18 protein-coding genes are annotated in these 18150 nt (G+C 61.9%); 5 read left to right on the top strand and 13 right to left on the bottom strand.

The genetic code is table 11. The features are described from left to right. Positions 1-19: 19 nt before the first annotated feature. The gene (locus NKF25_RS16905) at positions 20-589 is read left to right on the top strand and encodes an isochorismatase family cysteine hydrolase (protein WP_253227832.1); all 570 of its coding nucleotides are present in this window, start codon (positions 20-22) and stop codon (positions 587-589) included. Positions 590-596: 7 nt separating this feature from the next. Here the strand turns inward: NKF25_RS16905 and NKF25_RS16900 are convergent, their stop codons facing one another. The 3 genes from NKF25_RS16900 to NKF25_RS16890 form a co-directional block, all read right to left on the bottom strand. After that, positions 597-1505 (bottom strand): hypothetical protein, encoded by a 909-nt coding sequence (locus NKF25_RS16900; RefSeq protein ID WP_253227831.1) that lies wholly within the window; start codon positions 1503-1505, stop codon positions 597-599. Between the two features lie 98 nt (positions 1506-1603). Continuing rightward, on the bottom strand, positions 1604-2050 hold the full coding sequence (locus tag NKF25_RS16895) for a DUF4112 domain-containing protein (RefSeq protein ID WP_253227830.1): 447 nt from the start codon (positions 2048-2050) through the stop codon (positions 1604-1606). 67 nt (positions 2051-2117) lie between these two features. After that, complete coding sequence (locus NKF25_RS16890; RefSeq protein ID WP_253227829.1) at positions 2118-2660, bottom strand: GNAT family protein; 543 nt, start codon at positions 2658-2660, stop codon at positions 2118-2120. Between the two features lie 425 nt (positions 2661-3085). Here NKF25_RS16890 and NKF25_RS16885 point away from each other — a divergent pair, with 425 nt between their 5' ends. Then, complete coding sequence (locus NKF25_RS16885) at positions 3086-3568, top strand: hypothetical protein (RefSeq protein ID WP_253227828.1); 483 nt, start codon at positions 3086-3088, stop codon at positions 3566-3568. 7 nt (positions 3569-3575) lie between these two features. Here the strand turns inward: NKF25_RS16885 and NKF25_RS16880 are convergent, their stop codons facing one another. From NKF25_RS16880 to NKF25_RS16860, 5 genes are all read right to left on the bottom strand, one after another. Then, positions 3576-4922 (bottom strand): serpin family protein, encoded by a 1347-nt coding sequence (locus NKF25_RS16880; RefSeq protein WP_253227827.1) that lies wholly within the window; start codon positions 4920-4922, stop codon positions 3576-3578. Between the two features lie 54 nt (positions 4923-4976). Then, positions 4977-5432 carry a MaoC family dehydratase gene (locus tag NKF25_RS16875; RefSeq protein WP_253227826.1) on the bottom strand — a complete coding sequence of 152 codons (456 nt, stop codon included), beginning with the start codon at positions 5430-5432 and terminating at the stop codon, positions 4977-4979. 709 nt (positions 5433-6141) lie between these two features. After that, a complete protein-coding gene (locus NKF25_RS16870; protein WP_253227825.1) occupies positions 6142-7596 on the bottom strand; it encodes an MFS transporter in 1455 nt (484 codons plus the stop codon). 27 nt (positions 7597-7623) lie between these two features. Beyond that, a complete protein-coding gene (locus NKF25_RS16865) occupies positions 7624-8076 on the bottom strand; it encodes a universal stress protein (RefSeq protein ID WP_253227824.1) in 453 nt (150 codons plus the stop codon). Between the two features lie 83 nt (positions 8077-8159). After that, positions 8160-8744: an FAD-dependent oxidoreductase gene (locus NKF25_RS16860; protein ID WP_253227823.1), complete on the bottom strand. Its 585-nt coding sequence runs from the start codon at positions 8742-8744 to the stop codon at positions 8160-8162. 123 nt (positions 8745-8867) lie between these two features. Between NKF25_RS16860 and NKF25_RS16855 the strand changes: the two genes are divergently transcribed. Then, the gene (locus NKF25_RS16855) at positions 8868-9062 is read left to right on the top strand and encodes a hypothetical protein (RefSeq protein WP_253227822.1); all 195 of its coding nucleotides are present in this window, start codon (positions 8868-8870) and stop codon (positions 9060-9062) included. Here NKF25_RS16855 and NKF25_RS16850 read toward each other — a convergent pair. Further along, positions 9032-9256, bottom strand: a complete 225-nt coding sequence (locus tag NKF25_RS16850; protein WP_253227821.1) for a hypothetical protein — start codon at positions 9254-9256, stop codon at positions 9032-9034. The genes NKF25_RS16855 and NKF25_RS16850 overlap by 31 nt on opposite strands. A 106-nt stretch (positions 9257-9362) precedes the next feature. On the opposite strand from NKF25_RS16850, the gene NKF25_RS16845 reads away from it, so the two are divergent. Further along, positions 9363-10151: an NAD(P)-dependent oxidoreductase gene (locus tag NKF25_RS16845; RefSeq protein WP_253227820.1), complete on the top strand. Its 789-nt coding sequence runs from the start codon at positions 9363-9365 to the stop codon at positions 10149-10151. 3 nt (positions 10152-10154) lie between these two features. Here NKF25_RS16845 and NKF25_RS16840 read toward each other — a convergent pair whose 3' ends face one another. The 4 genes from NKF25_RS16840 to NKF25_RS16825 all read right to left on the bottom strand — a co-directional run bounded on the left by NKF25_RS16840 (position 10155) and on the right by NKF25_RS16825 (position 15305). After that, on the bottom strand, positions 10155-12059 hold the full coding sequence (locus NKF25_RS16840) for a glycoside hydrolase family 15 protein (protein WP_253227819.1): 1905 nt from the start codon (positions 12057-12059) through the stop codon (positions 10155-10157). A 129-nt stretch (positions 12060-12188) separates the two neighbouring features. Next, positions 12189-12869, bottom strand: coding sequence for an HAD family hydrolase (locus NKF25_RS16835; RefSeq protein ID WP_253227818.1), 681 nt, complete (start codon positions 12867-12869; stop codon positions 12189-12191). Then, the gene (locus NKF25_RS16830; RefSeq protein WP_253227817.1) at positions 12854-14068 is read right to left on the bottom strand and encodes an FAD-dependent oxidoreductase; all 1215 of its coding nucleotides are present in this window, start codon (positions 14066-14068) and stop codon (positions 12854-12856) included. The genes NKF25_RS16835 and NKF25_RS16830 overlap by 16 nt, the downstream gene beginning before the upstream one ends. A gap of 451 nt (positions 14069-14519) precedes the next feature. Then, positions 14520-15305: an SDR family oxidoreductase gene (locus tag NKF25_RS16825; RefSeq protein WP_253227816.1), complete on the bottom strand. Its 786-nt coding sequence runs from the start codon at positions 15303-15305 to the stop codon at positions 14520-14522. 174 nt (positions 15306-15479) lie between these two features. On the opposite strand from NKF25_RS16825, the gene NKF25_RS16820 reads away from it, so the two are divergent. Then, a complete protein-coding gene (locus NKF25_RS16820; RefSeq protein WP_253227815.1) occupies positions 15480-18101 on the top strand; it encodes a glutaminyl-peptide cyclotransferase in 2622 nt (873 codons plus the stop codon). Positions 18102-18150 lie beyond the last annotated feature (49 nt).

Here is an 18150-nt window from a genome sequence, read left to right as displayed (position 1 = left end):
CTCGATTCGGGGGAGAACAATGACCGACGCACTGCTAGTCATCGACATGCTGAACGACTTCGTGACCGGAAAAATCGCGGCCGAGCGCGCCGAGCACATCATCCCGGAACTCGACCGACTCATCGCCGCCGCGCGCGAAACCGGGGTTCCGGTCGTCTACGTGAACGACGCCCACCGACCGGAGGACTTCGAGTTGGACGTGTGGGGCGAACACGCCATGCGCGGAACCGAGGGCGCGGAAGTGATTCCGGAACTCGAACCCGGTCCGGACGACCACGTCTTCGAGAAGCGAACGTACGACGCGTTTTACGGGACGGGGTTGGACGAACACCTCCGGAGTCTGGGCGTCTCCCGCGTGATTCTGACCGGCCTCCACACGAACATGTGCATCCGGCACGCCTCCGCTGGAGCGCTCTTCCGCGGCTACCACATCGCCGTCCCGGAGGACTGCGTTGAGGCGTTCAGCGAGGAGGACCACCGTGGCGGGTTGGAGTACCTGCAGGACGTGTACAACGCGGAGATAACGAGCGCGGACGAACTCATCGAGGGATGGCGGGCGACCGCTCCGGCCGAACAGGCAAGCGGGTAATCGTCTCCTACCGACGGAGAAGCGACTCGACCGTTTTCTGTAGCCGCTCGAACGAGGGATCCGAATCGGCGGCTTCGGTCCTCGATGTCGATTCGGCCGCCGAAGCGTCCCCCGTTGCTGTTTCGGTCGCCGAGGCTCGGGGGGACCGGGTATCCGAACGCGACGCGCGTCGCGTTCGTTCCCGTCCCGTCGGGGTGTCAGCCTTGGATTCGGCGTCCGCCGTCTCGCCGTCCCCCATCACGCCGTCCGGCCACCACGCCGGGAGGTTCACGGGGAGGTTCGACACGGTAATGCCGGTGACCAACCCCATCGAGGAGGCCAGCACCGACGCCCGGAGTTCGAAGTTCCCGAACCCGGTCGGGTCGAACTGGAGCAGCATCCACACCATTCCGGAGACGAACAGCACCACACCGGCGGCGCTCAGCCATTCGTCGGCGAGTGACGCGCCGTTCTCCCACCGGGTAATCCGAATCACGACGATGCCCGCGACGAAATGGAGGGCGAACACCGCGACGAGAAACCCGACGGCGGAGATGGCGGCGAACGGGTCCCACGACGGTAGCATCGACGTGATTCCCACGAGGGGGTCGCCCGGGGTGACCCCGGACACAAGATGGAGGAACGCTCGGAGCACCGCCGCCGTCAGCCTGTCGGCGGTGTCGAGCATGCCGACAACCAGCCGAACTTCGCTATCGAGGAGGGTTCGCGCGAGACCTCGACTCGATTGACTCCCGAAGAAGTCGGCGAGGACGAAGAGGCAGAACGGCGGAATCACGCCGAGGACGAAAACGTATCGCGCGACTCGGGAAACGAGTTTACTCCGACGGACGCCCAGCGCGACGAACCAACCGATGGCGACGAGCGGGACGATTGCGAGGGGCGATTTCTGGAGGACACCGAAAGTCGTCTCGAACATGGAGTCGTAGACGAACTATCCCTAGCACCACCGTATCGAGAAACTTTCGACTTCGAAAGTGAACGGAAACGGACGTATCTCCGGAGCGTCACCAACCGTTACTCGATCTCGATTTCGACGACTTCGGTTTCGCCGTCGAAGCCGTCGTCCAGCGGGTCGTTGGCGAGGTCCTCCAGCACCAGTTCGACGTTGCGTTTGTTGGCCTTCCACACGGCGTCGATGATGCCGCCGACGACCGGCACCGAACCGCCGACGACGTCGATGCTCACGTTCGCTATCATCCGGAGGAGGGTGGTGAACGAGACACCCAACCGGGCCGCTTCGAGGACGATGTACAGCGAAAGCCCGGCGCTGATGACGTCGCCGACGACCGGAATCGCGCCGAGGATGGGGTCGAGACCGACGCGCATGTCGGTGAACGGAATTCGCATGAAGTCGTCGAAGACGTGTGCGATCGTCCGCATTCGGTCGATCGCCGCGCGGTCGACCGTCGGCGGCAACTCGCCGTCGAAATCGAACTCGTCCTCCAGATCGGAGTTGCTCATGGGCGAATCTGATTCCGGAACGGCATAAATTCGATGGCTGAATGCTCAAAGTGGGGGAATTATGTTCCTATTCGGTTCGCTCGCGCCATTCCTCCCGGAGCAGACCGCATACGATCCGATCGATGTACCGACCGTCAACGAACCGATCCATGCGAATTCGTCCCTCCTCCTCGAAACCGAGGGATTCGAGCAGACCGAGCGAGGCGTCGTTGAACGCGTAGGCTCCGGCACCCACGGCGGGAGTGTCGTACACGCGGAAGATGTAGTCGATGACGAGGGAAACGGCTTCCTTTCCGTACCCGTTGCCCTGAACGTCCGGAGTCAGCCAGTAGACGAGTTCGGGTCGCCGCCAACTCGCATCCTCGACGAACACGGCACCGATGGGTCGCGTGTCCCCATCGCCTTCGTCCTCGCCGTCGAGACAGACGAGGAACTGGTCGGTCCCCTCGTCTTCGGTCCACGTTTCGAGTTGGTCCCGGTTCTTGAGCGGCGTGCCGAGCGGATAGCGTATCTCGGGGTTAGTGTATGCCCGCTGGAGAAACGGGAGATCTTCTTTTTCGAGCGTTCGGAGCGTGACTCGCTCTCCTGCCGTGATTCGTGCACCGGGCATGAGTTGATTTATATGCATTTATGATAAATAACTTCCGCATCGAATCGACAGACGGCGGGGAATTTCTACCGAAAACACGGCTAGTTCACCGGATTTCGCCCGGTGACGATCTGCCACAAAGCATTTGGAAGATTCAGTAAATCCAATAGTTGTGGCGGCTACGACTGCGGTTGAAAAGTGACGACTGGTGGTCGTCACCGGAAAAGGGCGGGACGTCCGCTCATCGTATCACCGCCACATGCCTCTGACTTCCGAAACCGGTGTGGTTTCCCCACACCGTTTCATTCCTCACTGCATCGCTTCATCTCTCATCGCATCGCTTCGTGCTTTTCCGTTCTCATTTCACTACTCCACACCACCCTCCATCCCATCGTGCATGTTCGATGCACAAAAACATCATTATTTTTCGGGACGTACGTTTCAACATGCCACGGAGAATTGTCGTGGAAACCGTGATCCGGGAGTGCGGGGAGCATCAGTGGTTGGAGACGTTTAACGATTCGCCAGCACGTGGAGAGGAGTACGATGCCGTCTCGTCCCTCTCGTGGAACGGGCCGGAGCGCAACCAGGAGGGAACGTTACGACGGGGACAACTACCGAAGCTCGACCTTCCGACATATATCAGCTACTGGTACTACCACATCAAATGGGATGTCGAACACGAGGGGATGGTTTCGCAACTGTACGCGTCCGACATCTACGGAACCGAAGTGGGGTACATCGAGGAACACTTCCCCTATCTAACCATCGAGCGGGTGTTGGAGCGGCGGGGCTGGCAGTTGGACGAGGTACAGCGATTCGAGGACGGGAGCGCGCGCTACGTCTGGACGAAGCCCAATACGCGCGAGTCGGTTTCGGGGTCGGCAAAGCGACTCGTGGAGAAAATGCGGCGCAGGCGAACGGCGTGAGTTCGAATCAGGGACTTACGACACGACCCAGAAACAGCGTCGTGTCCGTCGGTTTGTGGCGGATCAGGAACAAAAACGGCCTATCGACCGTCATCTCGAACGGGTTCGCCGGTGCCCCCGTCGCGACCACCTTGACGGCCGTCGCGGCCGCCGCTTCCGTCCCCTTCTCGTCGACGTCGATGTAGCTCTCGTGGAAGACGTCCCCTATCCGGAGGTCCTCGCCGGTTTTTTCGAGGTTCGCCATGCCGCCGAAATCGGCGTTCGAGGAGAACGCCCGCTCCATCCCGAGCGAAGCGAGCGTCGTCCCGAGTTCGAACGACGATTCGACGCCGAACTTGGGCAGCGAAATCGACCCGTGTTCCGGTTCCAACTCGTCCACCATCGTCGTCAGTCCGTCCGCGTCGAGCGAGTCCGTGAACTCCTCGAACGTGTCCTCCTTCGGCAGGACGACCACCATGCCGACTTCGCCGCCGACGTACGGCAGTTCGATGAGTTGATGACCATCGACCGTCGCGTACGGGAACGAACTCGATTGGGACATCATCGGCACCATGACTTCCGTGCCGTCGAGCGTGGTGAACGGTTTCCGTTCCGTCCGTTTTTCGGAGAACGTCTCGTCCCACGTCGCTTTGAAATAGATGGCGTCGGTGAGAACGAGACGCGTCATCGCGTCGAGCGACCCCTCGGGTAGCAGGTCCGTGATCTTGTCCGCCGTCCGTTCGGCGGCCCAGTTGTTGATGACGTCCCTCGCCCCGTCGGCGTCGTGCTCGAAATCGCAGATGTGCAATCCCGCGCCGTAGTACGTCAGGAGCGTGTCGAGAAACTCGTCCCGCCACGGATAGCCGTCCTGCCCCCAGACCGCGTTCGCCGTCGTCAACTGGAACGGCGTCCCTTCGTCGGAGTCGGCCGTGGACCGCTCCGCCGTGGACTCGATTTCGTCGTCGGTCTTTCCGAACGCGGCGTGAAGCGAGTCGCCGTCGAGCGGGAACAGGAGGGTATCGTGCATCTCGGTTCGCGTCTCGCCGCGAGCGCCCGCGTAGGTCATCGCCAGCGCGACGGAGACGCTGTACGGGGAGAAAAACTGGTTTTTCCCCGGAGAATCGTCCGCGAGCGACGAGAGCAGGGTCAGTCCGAACGCGGTGTTTCCGCGGGCGAGCGTTCGGATGGCTTTCTCGTCCGCCGAAGCGGGATTCGGGTTCTCCGTTCCTGTCACGGTCTTTTCCGGCGTTTCGGTCATTAGTCCTCCTTTCGGGTTCGGTTTTTCCATCGAGAACGACCCGAGACAACCGGGGAGGAGCGCCCCGGCGGCGAGCGCGTTCGCGAGGGCGAGCGTTTGGCGGCGGGTGGGAGCCATACTCGTCGTTTCGTCGTTGCGAGCAAATATGTTCTCAAGGGACAAATAACCGTTTTACTTACCGTTCTCCCGCCGCGCGAAGAACACCTTCGGGTCCATCGTGAGTTTCGTCTCCCCGTCTTCGTTCTGCATTTCGAGGGAGAACGTGACGAGGCCGCGACTCGGGTCGCTCTCCAGCGTACGCTTGTCGGTGACTTCCAGCGTCAGCGAGAGCGTTTCACCCGGTTTGACCGGAGCGGGCCACGTCACGGATTCGACGCCGGGCGAACCCAAACTCCCGCTGTTCTGGAAGAAGTTATCCACGAGGATTCGCATCGAGATGGCCGTGCTGTGCCACCCGCTGGCGACGAGTTCGCCGAACATCGACTCCTCGGCGGCCTCCAGATCGACGTGGAACTCCTGCGGGTCGTACTGCTCGGCGAACGAGAGGATTTCCTCCTCGGTGACGGTGTAACTGCCGAACGTCTGTCGGTCGCCGACGACGAGGTCCTCGAAATCGCGGTCTGACATGGGTGGTGGTTTGGGGAGATGGCACAAATAGCCGCGGGCTTGGGAAATTTTGGAGACTCGTCAACACTTGGAGTCTCGCTCCGAGACGGAGTGGTTGGTAGGTTTGTGATTGCAGTTACTGGAGGGTAGACTGCCTCGAAAGCCCCCGCCCGCTCGCGGTCGTCTCAGCGAGATCTTTCCTCAACTCGCTCCTTCGTCGCTCGTTTCGTCAAGAGGGGTCACTGAGACGACCACGCAAGCGCGAGCGGACGGCCCCTTTCAGTCCCCCCCTCGACCGCTACCGTCCCGCACCACACGCCTCCCCAGTCGATTCGCTTCATGCTCAAAAATCTTCGATTTTCGAATGACTCCTTACCAGTCGTTCCGCTCATCCCTCGCACGATAGCCAACAAGCCCTCGGATGACCGCTATCCTCAGGCTTGTTGGCCCGCGCGCCGTCCGGCTGGTCGGGCTGGTCGATACGGACAAACCACACGGCGCGCGACGGCGCACTGATGTGCGCCCGCGTGAGGGACGAGCGACCGTAGGGAGCGAGGAGGTTGGGGAGGTGTGTGGGCGGGTGCGGTCTTCATGCGGCTCGGCTACTGAAATCGCAATAAATTCAATCCTACGTCCTAGCGAGCGGACAGGGACTTTCTGGGCCTTCATCGTAGTCGCTGCACTCACAAAACTAGAATCAAACACATCTCACTCCACTCTCGGTTTCGTCTCAGTCTCCGGCCGTCGCCTGCGCCGACGACTCGGCGCGCTTTCTGGGAATATAGTACGCAAAGCCGACCGCGAGTATCGAGACGACCACCGAAAGCCCGAACACGGTCGTCAGGCCGTCCGTTAGAATCGAGGCCAACCCGGCGGGCGGCGTGGCCGACCCGAGCAACCGTTGTTGGAGTTCGCCGACGTTGGCGATGTTGGACGTTGCCGCGAGCCGATTTTGAATGACGAGGTTCAGCGCGAAGCCGAGGAGCGCGACGCCCATCGTCCCGCCGAGGTTGCGGAAGAACTGTTGGGAGGAGGTGACGACGCCCATCAGTTCGGTGCCGAAGTGGTTCTGAATCGCCGTCAGCAGCGGCGGCGTCACCATCCCCATGCCGACGCCCATCACGAACACGTTGACGACGACCACCGGAACCGGCGTCGTCGCCGTCCAGAGGACGGTTGCGACGCCGAAGCTCACGACCAGCAGGCTACTCCCGACGGTGGCGAGTCGTTGTTCGCCGACTCGGTTCACCAGTCGTCCGGAGAGGAAACTCGTCCCCGACCACCCGATGGAGATGGGGAAGACGGCCAGCGCGGCGCTTTCGGCACCGCCTTGGACGCTCTGGAGATACAGCGGAACGTACGTAATCGCCGCGAAGAGGACGAAACTCGTGAGGAATCCGGTCACGTTCGTCGTGATGAATACCGTGTCGTCGAACATCGAGAGGGGGACGATGGGTTGGCTCGCCCGCTTCTCGACGGCGTAGAACGCGCCGAAGCCGACGATTCCGACGACGATGAGCGGTAGTGCCCACGAACTCGTCGTTTCGAGCAGTTGGAGTCCGACGAGGAGCGTTCCGACGGCCACGGAGAGGACGGCCGCGCCGAGGAAATCGATGTCGCGCTCGGCGCTCCCGGTCGATTCGTCCAGCGAAACCCAGACGAGGAGGACGGCCAGTAGTCCGACCGGTACGCTCAGATAGAACACGCCGCGCCACCCGACGGTCGAGACGATGAGGAACCCGAGCAGGGGACCGATGACGCTCGAAATCCCCCAGACAGTGCTCCCGAGGCCGATGGCACGGCCGCGTTCTTCGGGCGGGTACACGACGCCGAGGATGGTGTACGGGATGGCGAACATCGCGCCCGCACCGATTCCTTGCAAGGAGCGAAACGCGACCAGTTCGAGCATGCTTCCCGCCGCGCCGCACAGCGCGCTCCCGCCGACGAAGATGCCCGCTCCGACGAAGAACAACCGCTTTCGGCCGTAGATGTCCGCGAGGCGGCCGTACAGCGGCATCGACACGGCCGCGAACAGCATGTAGGCAGCGAACGCCCACGCGTACAGTTGCAGTCCGCCCAGCGACTGGACGACGGTCGGCATCGCCGTGCTGACGATGGTGCCGTCGATGGCCGCGAGGAAAATTCCGAGCAGGACGCCGAGCGTCGCAACCCGCCGGTTCGTCATGGATTTCCTTCGTCGCCGAGGACCTAATCAGTGGTGCTCGGACGAGTGGTGCTCGGTCAGATTGACGGCCAGCACCGGCACCGTCGATAGCCGAATGACGCGTTCGGTGACGCTCCCGAGGACGAGATGGCTGACGCCCTTGTTCGCGTGGGTTCCCATGACGATGGCGTCGATGTCGTTCTCCTCGGCGTACTCGACGATTTCCTCTGCTGGGTTGCCGTGCAGGACGGTCGACTCGGTTTCGAGTCCGGCGCGCTCGGCCGCGCCGACGATCGACCCGATCGCCGTTTCGCCCGACGTTTTCAGGTCGTCGTTCACCATCGATCGGGTCGATTTCGAGAGCGACTCCGCGAGGCCGCTATCGACGACGTGGACGACGTGCACCGTCGCACCCGTCAGCTCCGCGAGCGAAATCGCCTCCTCGACAAACTGCTGTTCACCGCCGCTTCCATCCGTCGGAACGAGGATCGAATCGTACATCGGTTCCCCCAACGCGGGCAACGGAAATAGTGGTATTGGATGTTCGAAAGCGGAACCCGTCCCGTCAGTCCGACGCCTCGCCGTCAGTCCGACGTCTCGCCGTCACCGAGCGTCGGCACGTCGCCGGGAACGTTGAAGTCGTGGAAGTGTTCTCCCTTCTCCTTCGAGAGGATGTTGAGCGCCGCCGCACCGCCGTCCCCGGCCGAGATGACGGCCTCGTACTCCCCGGTACGGACCATCGCACCCGTCGCGTAGGCGTTCTCGACGCTGGTTCCCATCGTCACGTCGACATCCACGACGTCGTCGTCGGTTAGCTCACAGCCGAGCGACTCGGCGAGGCTGTGATCGTTGCCCGTTGCGAAGACGACGTACGTCGCGTCGTACTCGCCGTCGTCGGTCGTGACGGTGAAGCCGTCTCCATTCTCCTCGACGCTCGTGACTTCCTCGCCCTGCTCGATGTTCGCACCGCGGTCCTCGACCTGTCCGCGAGCGATGGACATGAACTCGGTTCCCTTGATGCTCCGAATGCCGAGATAGTTGAACAGGTGTGCCTTGTGCATCCACGTTTCGTCGGTGTCGAACACCACGGTTTCGAGCCCATTCTTCTGTGTGAACAGTGCCGCGCTCAGACCGGCGGGGCCGCCGCCGATGACTGCTACGTCTACCATGACAAGCAGGTGTACACACCACGAGAGAATAAAGATCGGGGTCGTTGTTTGAACGTCTCTCCCCGCTGAAACGGCCGTTCGTCACGCAAAGCCTTATCCTTTCGTCGGTCGTTCTCCGATACTATGTGTCAACACTGCGCCCACGGGGACGACGGATGGGCGGACTTGATAAAATACGACGAGACGTACTCCGCCGGACTCGATGGCGATTCCGACAGCGACCGGGACGACGGGGATTCGGACCACGACGGCGATTCCGACTCCGACGGTGACACCGATTCGGACGCTCACCAGTCGGTTCGCACGACCAGCACGTAGGCGAACGCCGTCGGCGCGTATCCCGAGCGGGAGGCGTCCCGACCGAAGGTCGGCCACGTATCCCGCGGAATCGGTCGGTCGAGCGACTGCTCACTCGTGAATCGGGAGGGGCGAACGTACCACGCGCCGAGGGCCGCGAGTCCCCCCGCGCCGATCAGTTGGCGACGCGAGAAGTACGGTTCGTCGGAGGACATGTCCGCAATTCGTTTCAACTATTGTGAACTAGTTTCCATCAGTGACACAAAAACTGCTGGCTATGGCGGCCACCACATATGTCCCGTTGGCCCGTGACCTGTCGATATGACACGTATCGCGGTTACCGGTGCGTCCGGAAACGTGGGTCGTGAGGTCATCGAAGCGTTCGACGACACTCCACACGAACTCACCCTCATCACGCGCACGGAACAGGACGACATGGACAGCATCCCGGTCGACGTGACGAACCGAGACGCGTTCGTCGATGCGCTCTCGGACGAGGACGTTCTGATTCACCTCGCGGCGAATCCCTCGCCGTACGCCGAGTGGGACGATTTGACCCCGGTGAATATCCAAGGAACCTACAACGCGTACACGGCGGCCATCGAGAACGGACTCGACCGGGTGGTGTACGCGAGTTCGAATCACGCCATCAACGGCCGGGAGACCGTGGCCCCCGACGAACCGGAGACGATGTACGACGACGCGCCTGCACTCCAGCACGACGCGCCACCCCATCCCGATTCGTGGTACGGCGTGACGAAAGTGTCGAGCGAAGCCATCGGCAACCGGTTCGCCTACCAGCACGACATCGAGACGGTGAACCTCCGAATCGGGTGGCTGATGTCTCGCGACGAACTGCGCGACTCACAGGAAAACCCAGAGACCGACTATCCGGAGGCGAACGCCCGCTTCGCCCGTGCGATGTGGCTCAGCAAGCCCGACTGTCACAGGGCGCTGCGCGCCGCTACACTCTCGGAATTGAAGGAGAACCCGGTCGCGGTCCACGCGATTTCGCGCAACGACAACCGCTGTCTCTCGCTCACGCACACGCTCCGGTCCATCGACTACAAACCGCGGGACAACTCCGCGGAAGTGCTCGACGGGGAGTAAGGACTATTCCGTCTCGGCCGTTCGATGTTCGCCCGTCCGGTCGTCACCCGTCCGTGACCCCAGCGATGTCTCGTTCATTCCCATCGATTCGACCGAAAAGTCGTCCCGCTTGGCCTCCGCGATGTAGAGCGCGCTGTTGATGAGGCCGATATGACTGAACGCCTGCGGGTAGTTCCCGAGGAGTTCCTCCCGTTCGACGTCGACCTGTTCCGAGAGCAGTTCGACCGAACTCGTGGTTTCCAAGACGTTCTCGAATATTTCCTCGGCGCGCTCCACGTCCCCGGATTTGGCGAGCGCGGAGACGAGCCAGAACGAACAGAGGATGAACGCACCCTCCTTTCCGGGCATTTGGTCCCCTCCTTCCTGATACCGATACACGAACCCGTCCGGCGTCGTGAGGTGTTCCCTGACGGCCTCGATGGTTCCTTGGACCCGCTCGTCGTCTATCGGCAGGAATCCGGTCTGTGGGATCAGGAGTCCGGTCGCGTCGATTCGATCGCCATCGAACGTCTGCGTGAAGCTGTCGTACTCCTCGTCGAACCCCCGTTCGATGACCGCGTCCCGTACCTCCTCCCGCTGTTCCCGCCACCTATCGAGCGGTGCGTCGAGTCCTTCCCGCTCGGCCAGGTCGATGGCGCGGTCGAGCGCCGACCAGCACATCACCTTCGAGTAGACGTAGTGGGTCGGTTCCCGCCGCGGTTCCCAAATTCCCGAATCCGGATCGTTCCACGTCTCACAGACGAACTCGGTGATGTCCCTGACGGTGTTCCAATCCTCGTCGACGACCCCCTCGTTCGACCACGCCATCTGGTAAACCGTCTGAACGAGTTCGCCGTAGATGTCCAGTTGGAACTGGCTCGACGCGTCGTTCCCGACTCGGACCGGTTTGGAGCCGCGATAGCCCGAGAGATGGTCGAGCGTTTCCTCTTCGAAGTCAGAACGGTGATCCAGCCCGTACAGCGGTTGGAGGTCCTCTGGATCCGTCGAACGGCTCAGTTCCATGTAGTCGTTGAGATACTCGTCGGCCGCCGTCGTGTAGCCGAGATGCGTCAGCGCCTGCACGGTGAACGCACTGTCCCGAATCCAGCTGAACCGATAGTCCCAGTTTCGAACCCCGCCGATGTTCTCCGGGAGGGAGGTCGTCGGTGCCGCACAGATGCTCCCGGTGTCCATCCGCGTGAGCAGTTTGAGCACGAGACCGGATCGGATGACGTGGTCGTGGCCGATCTCCTCGAACGGGCAGTCCGACCCGCTACAGCTATGGCTCCAGTCGTGCCAGTAATCGACGGTCTCGTCGAGCAACTCGCGGCAGGAACTCCCTCCCATCGGTTCGTGGCTGTCGTACTGGAACACGTACCAGTGGCTCTCGTTCGCGTCGAGTGAGTACGTCGCGTGGGCCGTATCGTCCTCGATGACCATCGAAGTCGGCGTCGAGAGGAACGCGCTCTCGTCGTCCCCGTCTCCGGTCGCGCGAATCCCGCCGGACGTCGATTCCAGCGACGTCTCGGAACGGGCGTAATCGAATCGAGGCGCGAACGTCGCTTCCACGTCCACAGTCCCCTCGGTACAGGTCACCTTCCGATAGATAGCTTGGTCCGGATGCTCGTCGGCGACCGCTTCGCCGATGACCGGCATGAAATCGGTGACGGTCAACTCGCCGGACGCCGTCTCGAACGTCGTCTGGAGGACGTTCGTCCGGTCGAAATACTGTTGGTGGGCGTCGTACTCGGTGAGCGGCGCGATGGCGAACTCCCCGCCCCGTTCGGCGTCGAGTATCGATCCGAACACGCTCGGGGATTCCATATGTGGGAAACAACACCAATCGACCGCACCGGTCGTGTCCACGAGCGCGCAGGTCTCCAGGTTCCCGATGAGACCGTGTTCCGAAATCGGCGTGAATTCACTCATCCGTGTCCGTACCTCCCCGTTCGTCCATGATCCTCGCCGTTGGGCGAGAACCGACGGTTCCGTCGATAGTCGTTCTCATTCGATTTCCCCTCAGTCGGTCGAATCCGCGTGTCGTCACACCGTGTTCGATCACGGGTAAACCACGTCCAGTACGCCGTCCACGGACAGGTCGGCGAGCGTCGGCACCACGTGGTCCGGAATCGGTGATACGTCGTCGGACACCCAGACGGTGGTGAACCCGTTCCCCCTCGCGGGGACGATGTCGTCACCGAGTCGGTCCGCGACGTAGACGTACCCGTCCGCCACCCACTCACGTTTCGCCATCTCGAACATCTCGTCCTTCGGCTTCATCGTCTCGCGCTCCCCCGAGATGAGGACGTGCTCGAAGTAGTCGTCGATACCGTGGGTCGCTAGCTTCTCGCGCTGGATGTCACCCTCGCCATTCGTGATGATGCCGAGACGCGTCGATTCCGCGAACTCGTCGAGAACTCCCTCGGCACCGTCCACGAGTCGGGTGTTTTCCACCTTCAGTCGCTTGAGCGAGGCGGTGAACGCGTCGGTATCGACGTCGAGGTCGAGATGTTTCGTGAACGTCTTCACGGCTTCGCGGTAGCCGTCCTCGACGTTCCGACGGAAGTACTGCCGGACGAACTGGTCGAACGTCTCGACCTGCTCGTCGCGCAGGTCGATGCCGAACTCGGCGGCCGTCGGCACGACTTCGTCCTCCTCGCGCCGCCGTTCGAGCAGCGTTCCGTCGATGTCGAAGTAGACGGCCACGGTCGACTCCTCGGGGTTCACATGTCCGTCCATGCTTTCGCCGCCGCCGGCCACGAGTATGACTCACCGATCCATCGCGCCGAGATGACCTTCTTGAGGACGCGAGCGCCCGGCCCGCTGAACGTGTTGAGCGGAATACCGATGACGTCGTGTGCGACCGCCTCCTCCCCGACGGAGACGACGGTCCCCTTGTTGATGTACGACCAGTGGACGGGTTCGCGGCCGTCGATCATCCGAGCGACGTTTTTCCCGACGTGCTCACCCTCCTCCATCGCCGCCTCGGCCGTCGGCGGCGGAACGTCGTCCGTGTCGGGATGGACGATCGCCTCCCAGGCGTCCTGTTCGGAAAGCGGGCCCCCCTCCGCGTCCTGGTCCACGAGCGCCGCGTCGCCGATGGCCAGCACCCGGTCGTCGCTCGTCTTGAACGTCGAACTCGAATAGGCGCGGTTGTGGTCCTTCTCGATGTCGGCGTCGGACAGCGCGTCCTCGCCGGTCACACCGCCCGCCCAGACGAAGGCGTCGTACTGGAGTGGGTCGCCGTTCTCGAAGTAAATTTTCGCCTCGTCGACCTCCGAGACGACAGTGCCGGTCGAAATTTCGATGTCCTTCGCGTCCAGTTTGTTCCGAATCGCCCCCTGAAACTCGTGGTCGTGGCCGGGGAAAATCTCGTTTTCCATCTCGATGAGGTGGATTTCGACGGGAGCGTCGCGTTCGTCGCGATACGCGGCCACTTCGCCCGCGGTCTGGATACCGGTCAGTCCGGCCCCGCCGACGACGACCTGTGCTGGATCGTCGTCGGTCGCGTCCGAAACCGCCGCCGAGAGTTTCTGATTTATGGTCATCGCGTCACCCAGGCTCTTCAGCGTGAGCGCGTGTTCCTCCAATCCGTCGATGCCGTAGAACGCGGTCTGGCTGCCGAGACAGACCACGCAGTAGTCGTACTCGATGTCGTCGCTCTCGTCCAGATGGACAACGCGCTCGTCCACGTCGAGTCCGGTGACCCGCGCCTGCACGAACTCGGTGTCGTCGTCCTTGAGTTCCTCCACCGGAATGACGACCTTCTCCCGGACCGACGGGTCCCGGATACAGCGATGCACCTCGTGCAACAGGAGGTGATAGTCGGTTTCCGATACCCACGTGATGTCCGCTTCCCCTTCCAACTCCTCTTCGAGACTCTGTAGGGCCGCGACCCCGGCGTATCCCGAACCGAGGACGGCGATTTTCCGTGACATGAATGTACCTCGTAAATCGTCGTTCGTCGTCGGTTTCGTTCCGATCCTTCCGACCGTGATTACCGCTACCGCTTGAAGTCTGCTACCATCGGTACGATGTTAAGCGACGTGCCTGCAAACGCCAGTATCGATCGAAAAGGGGTTTGAGAGATCGGGTTTCGTTGTGTGGACTTCGAACCGCTGTAATCTCAGTTATCGAGGAGTAGAGATCGATATCCTCACGCTCGGAGAGAATTTTGACCGGTCTCGCGTCTCCTGTCCGGACCACACGGCGCGCGCTGGTGGCCGGTGACGGGTTCATCGACGTCTGTACTTGTCGTCACGGAAAACCTCGCACCCTCTCGCCACGAGTATGGTGGAACTTTCGAGAAGTACTCCTCAGTCACGTTCGGATTGCAAAACTCGAACGCGAGATATCCGTCTTGAAACGGTCCGTCCAGGACGATGATATCTAAATCGCCGTCCAACCGCCGTCGATGTACAACAGTTCGCCGGTGATGTAGTCCGCGTCGTCGCTGGCCAGGAACAGCGCGGGACCGGCGATGTCCTCGGGGTAGCCCGCCCGCCCCAACGGAACCGGCTTGATGAAGCCGCCTTCACCGGCGGCGTCCTCGGCTTCGTCGCTCCACCCTTCGGTGAACTCGGTGGCGATTTGGCCGGGGGCGACGGCGTTGACGCGGATGTCGTGTTCGGCGAGTTCGAGGGCGGTACCGCGCGTTATCATCTTGATGGCTCCCTTCGTGGAGTCGTACTGGACCTGATCGTGTTGAGCGACCTCGGAGCTGATGGAGGCGGTGTTGACGATACTTCCCGCCTCGTCGCGGTCGATCATGTCCTTGGCGGCGGCCTGAACGCCGAAGAAGTAGCCCCGGATGTTGGTGTGATGGAGCTTGTCGAAGTCCTCCTGGTCCACGTCGAGGAAATCCTCGCTGTGCTGCATCGCGGCGTTGTTGACCATGACGTCCACGCCGCCGTAGTCGCGGGCGGCCTCGACCACGGCCTCGATCTCGCCGGGCTTGGACACGTCGGTCTCCACGAACTCGGCGTTTCCTTTGTGCTCGTCCCGAATCTTCTCGTGGGTGGGCTTGCCGTCCGATTTCGGCTCCTCGCGCACGTCGGCGTTGATGACGGTCGCCCCCGCTTCGCCGAACCGGAGGGCAATCGCGCGGCCGATACCCGAACTCGCACCCGTGACGATGACCGTCTCACCGTCGTAATCGAAGTGAAGGCTTCCCATTGCCCGCGAAAGTACGGACAAAACCGGGTTAAGTGTACTCGCCGCATTTGCAAGCAGGAACGGCATGACAATCCGGAAGTCCGTCCACGGCACGCACATATTCGAAAATGGCTATCATAGATTTATATAAGGAAAATATAAAATTATACCCTCCGAAGCAATCATTCGCCGGACGTGAAGCCAAGCACGCGGTTCACACGGCGGGGTGTACTGAAAGCGGGCGCGGGGTCGAGCCTCCTCTTCGGAGCGCTCGGCGCGAGGAAAAGTATCGTGACGGCCGACGAAAAGGGCGACTCGGATACCGATACGTCGGGAGACGGGACGCCAGGCGAGGGCGAGGGATTCGTTCCGCACGCTCCCGGATGGACGCTCACGCCTGCAGGGAAGCAAACGGAGGTCGGCGACCGGCCGATGGGTATGGCGCTCAGTCCGAACGGGAAGTATCTCGCCGTCTCGAACGACGGGCAGGGCGTCCAGTCGATGATGCTGGTAGACGTAGCGTCAAACGAAGTCGTCGATACCATCACGTACGAGTCACCCGAAGCACTGTTCGTCGGCGTCGAGTTCGCGTCGAACCGGACGCTGTACGCCTCGGCGGGGACGAACAACAAGATTCGCGTTTACTCCGTCGCGGACGGTACGCTGACCGAACGGGATCCGATTCGTATCGCCCCCGAGGACGAACAGATATTCCCGGCAGGGCTGACGGTTTCGCCCGACGGGGCACGACTGTACGTCGCCACGAACCTGAACAACGCCGTCGCCGTCGTGGACCTGTGTCGCGAGGAGGTCATCGAGTCCATCTCCGTGGGCAACAAACCGTATACGGTCGAACTCTCCCGAAACGGGAAGAAAGCGTACGTCTCGAACTGGGGTGCGGACACGCTTTCGGTTATCGACACCGACGACCTCGAAGTCACGGAGACGATTCAGGTCGGCGGACGGCCAAACGACGTTCTCCGCAGTCCCACTCGCTCGCACGTCTACACCTCGTCCGGCAACGCCGACACCGTCTCCGTCATCGACACGAGGTCGGACGAAGTCGTCGAAACCATCGACCTCGAACCGTACGAGGATGCACCGACCGGCAGCATGCCGAACGCGCTCGCTACCGATCCAAACGGCGAGACGCTGTACGTCGCCAATGCCGGAAACAACGACGTCGCCGTCGTTGACCTCGGAGCTGACGGTTGTGGAGACGACACGACAGCGGAAATCGCGGGATTGATTCCGACGGCGTGGTTCCCGTCGGCCCTTACCGTGACGAACGACGGCCGTGATTTGTTCGTGGCGAACATGAAGGGTCTCGGAGCCGGACCGAACCCCAACGGGCCGAATCCGGCGAAGGATAAACAGGACGTCCAGTATATCGGGAACATGATCTCCGGGACGCTCTCGAAGGTTCCCCTGCCCGACGCCGAACGGCTCGGGACGTACACGGAACAGGTGGTCGACAACAACGGGTTTAACGAGATGACGAGCGAACTCGTCCATTCCGCGGAGGACGTCACCTCCCGACCGATTCCTCGCCGCGTCGGTGACCCGTCGCCCATCAACCACGTCATCTACATTATCAAGGAGAACCGGACGTACGACCAAGTGCTCGGCGACATCGAGGAGGGCAACGGTGACCCGTCGCTCACGTTGTTCGGTCCCGAATCGGCCCCGAATCAGCACGCGCTGGCGAAGGAGTTCGCGCTGCTCGACAACTTCTACGTCGATGCCGAAGTGAGTGCGGACGGCCACAACTGGTCGGTCGGAGCCATCGCGAACGATTACACGCAGAAGACGTGGCCGAGCAACTACGGTGGTCGCGGACGGAACTACGACTTCGAGAACGGCGGCGCGACCCGACCGCAGGGCGGTTACCTCTGGAACATGGCCGCCGCATCCGACGTCAGCTACCGAAGTTACGGCGAGTTCGCGAACAACGAGTACAACGACGACGGGAGTTTCGACCACGCGGAACCGAGCGTCTCCGGACTCGAAGACCACGTGGACCCCGACTTCCCCAGCTTTGACCTCGACATCAAAGATATCAGACGATACGGAGCGTGGCTCAAGGAGTTCCGCGCGTACGAGGACGACTCGAACGACCTCGAACTGCCGGAGCTCACGATCCTCAGGTTCCCGAGCGATCACACGGCGGGAACGACGCCCGGAATGCCGACCCCGCAGGCCATGATGGCCGACAACGACCTCGCGGTTGGGAAACTGGTCGAGACGGTCACGAACTCCTCGTACTGGGAGGACACGGCCATCTTCATCACCGAGGACGACGCCCAGAACGGTCCCGATCACGTCGATGCCCACCGCAGCATGACGCTGGTCGCCAGCCCGTACACTCGTCAGGGTGTCGTCGATAGCACGTTCTACAGTACCGTCTCCATCCTCAGAACCATCGAACTCATCCTCGGCATGCCACCGCTGACGCAGTTCGACGCCCGCGCGACGCCGATGATAAACACGTTCATCGGCGACGACGAGGAACCCGACTTGGACTACAGCTACGAGGCACGGGTTCCCGAGCAGTCGCTCGACGAGAAGAACACCGAGAACTCGCCGGGAGCACAGGCCTCGAAGAATCTCGACCTCGGCACGGAGGACGAGGCGAACATGCAGGAGTTCAACCGGATCATCTGGCACGCCGTCAAGGGTGCCGACGTCCCGATGCCGAAGCCGAAAACCGAACTTCGGTCGAACGCATCGCCACAGTCCGCGTCGGCGGACGAGGAGGATGGAGAGGATACGGAAACGGATTCGAAGGCGAACGATACCGAATCCGATTCGGAGTAACCCGGTCGACCGCCGTTCCGAATCTCCCTTCGCTCCTTCGATTACCCCT

It is taken from the genome of Haladaptatus sp. AB643 (genome assembly GCF_024136975.1).
In the GTDB taxonomy this organism is placed as follows: Archaea; Halobacteriota; Halobacteria; order Halobacteriales; family Haladaptataceae; genus Haladaptatus.
The sequence above is the reverse complement of the archived record's forward strand: the minus strand, read 5'-3'. Positions and strand labels throughout refer to the sequence as shown.

Excerpts from the sequence above, each read along its gene's own strand:
- NKF25_RS16870 (WP_253227825.1), bottom strand. The coding sequence starts at position 7,596 with ATGACGAACCGGCGGGTTGCGACGCTCGGCGTCCTGCTCGGAATTTTC.
- NKF25_RS16880 (WP_253227827.1), bottom strand. The coding sequence starts at position 4,922 with ATGGCTCCCACCCGCCGCCAAACGCTCGCCCTCGCGAACGCGCTCGCC.
- NKF25_RS16845 (WP_253227820.1), top strand. The coding sequence starts at position 9,363 with ATGACACGTATCGCGGTTACCGGTGCGTCCGGAAACGTGGGTCGTGAG.
- NKF25_RS16850 (WP_253227821.1), bottom strand. The coding sequence starts at position 9,256 with ATGTCCTCCGACGAACCGTACTTCTCGCGTCGCCAACTGATCGGCGCG.
- NKF25_RS16885 (WP_253227828.1), top strand. The coding sequence starts at position 3,086 with ATGCCACGGAGAATTGTCGTGGAAACCGTGATCCGGGAGTGCGGGGAG.
- NKF25_RS16875 (WP_253227826.1), bottom strand. The coding sequence starts at position 5,432 with ATGTCAGACCGCGATTTCGAGGACCTCGTCGTCGGCGACCGACAGACG.
- NKF25_RS16905 (WP_253227832.1), top strand. The coding sequence starts at position 20 with ATGACCGACGCACTGCTAGTCATCGACATGCTGAACGACTTCGTGACC.
- NKF25_RS16895 (WP_253227830.1), bottom strand. The coding sequence starts at position 2,050 with ATGAGCAACTCCGATCTGGAGGACGAGTTCGATTTCGACGGCGAGTTG.
- NKF25_RS16825 (WP_253227816.1), bottom strand. The coding sequence starts at position 15,305 with ATGGGAAGCCTTCACTTCGATTACGACGGTGAGACGGTCATCGTCACG.
- NKF25_RS16835 (WP_253227818.1), bottom strand. The coding sequence starts at position 12,869 with ATGGACGGACATGTGAACCCCGAGGAGTCGACCGTGGCCGTCTACTTC.
- NKF25_RS16890 (WP_253227829.1), bottom strand. The coding sequence starts at position 2,660 with ATGCCCGGTGCACGAATCACGGCAGGAGAGCGAGTCACGCTCCGAACG.
- NKF25_RS16855 (WP_253227822.1), top strand. The coding sequence starts at position 8,868 with ATGTGTCAACACTGCGCCCACGGGGACGACGGATGGGCGGACTTGATA.
- NKF25_RS16865 (WP_253227824.1), bottom strand. The coding sequence starts at position 8,076 with ATGTACGATTCGATCCTCGTTCCGACGGATGGAAGCGGCGGTGAACAG.
- NKF25_RS16830 (WP_253227817.1), bottom strand. The coding sequence starts at position 14,068 with ATGTCACGGAAAATCGCCGTCCTCGGTTCGGGATACGCCGGGGTCGCG.
- NKF25_RS16860 (WP_253227823.1), bottom strand. The coding sequence starts at position 8,744 with ATGGTAGACGTAGCAGTCATCGGCGGCGGCCCCGCCGGTCTGAGCGCG.
- NKF25_RS16840 (WP_253227819.1), bottom strand. The coding sequence starts at position 12,059 with ATGAGTGAATTCACGCCGATTTCGGAACACGGTCTCATCGGGAACCTG.
- NKF25_RS16900 (WP_253227831.1), bottom strand. The coding sequence starts at position 1,505 with ATGTTCGAGACGACTTTCGGTGTCCTCCAGAAATCGCCCCTCGCAATC.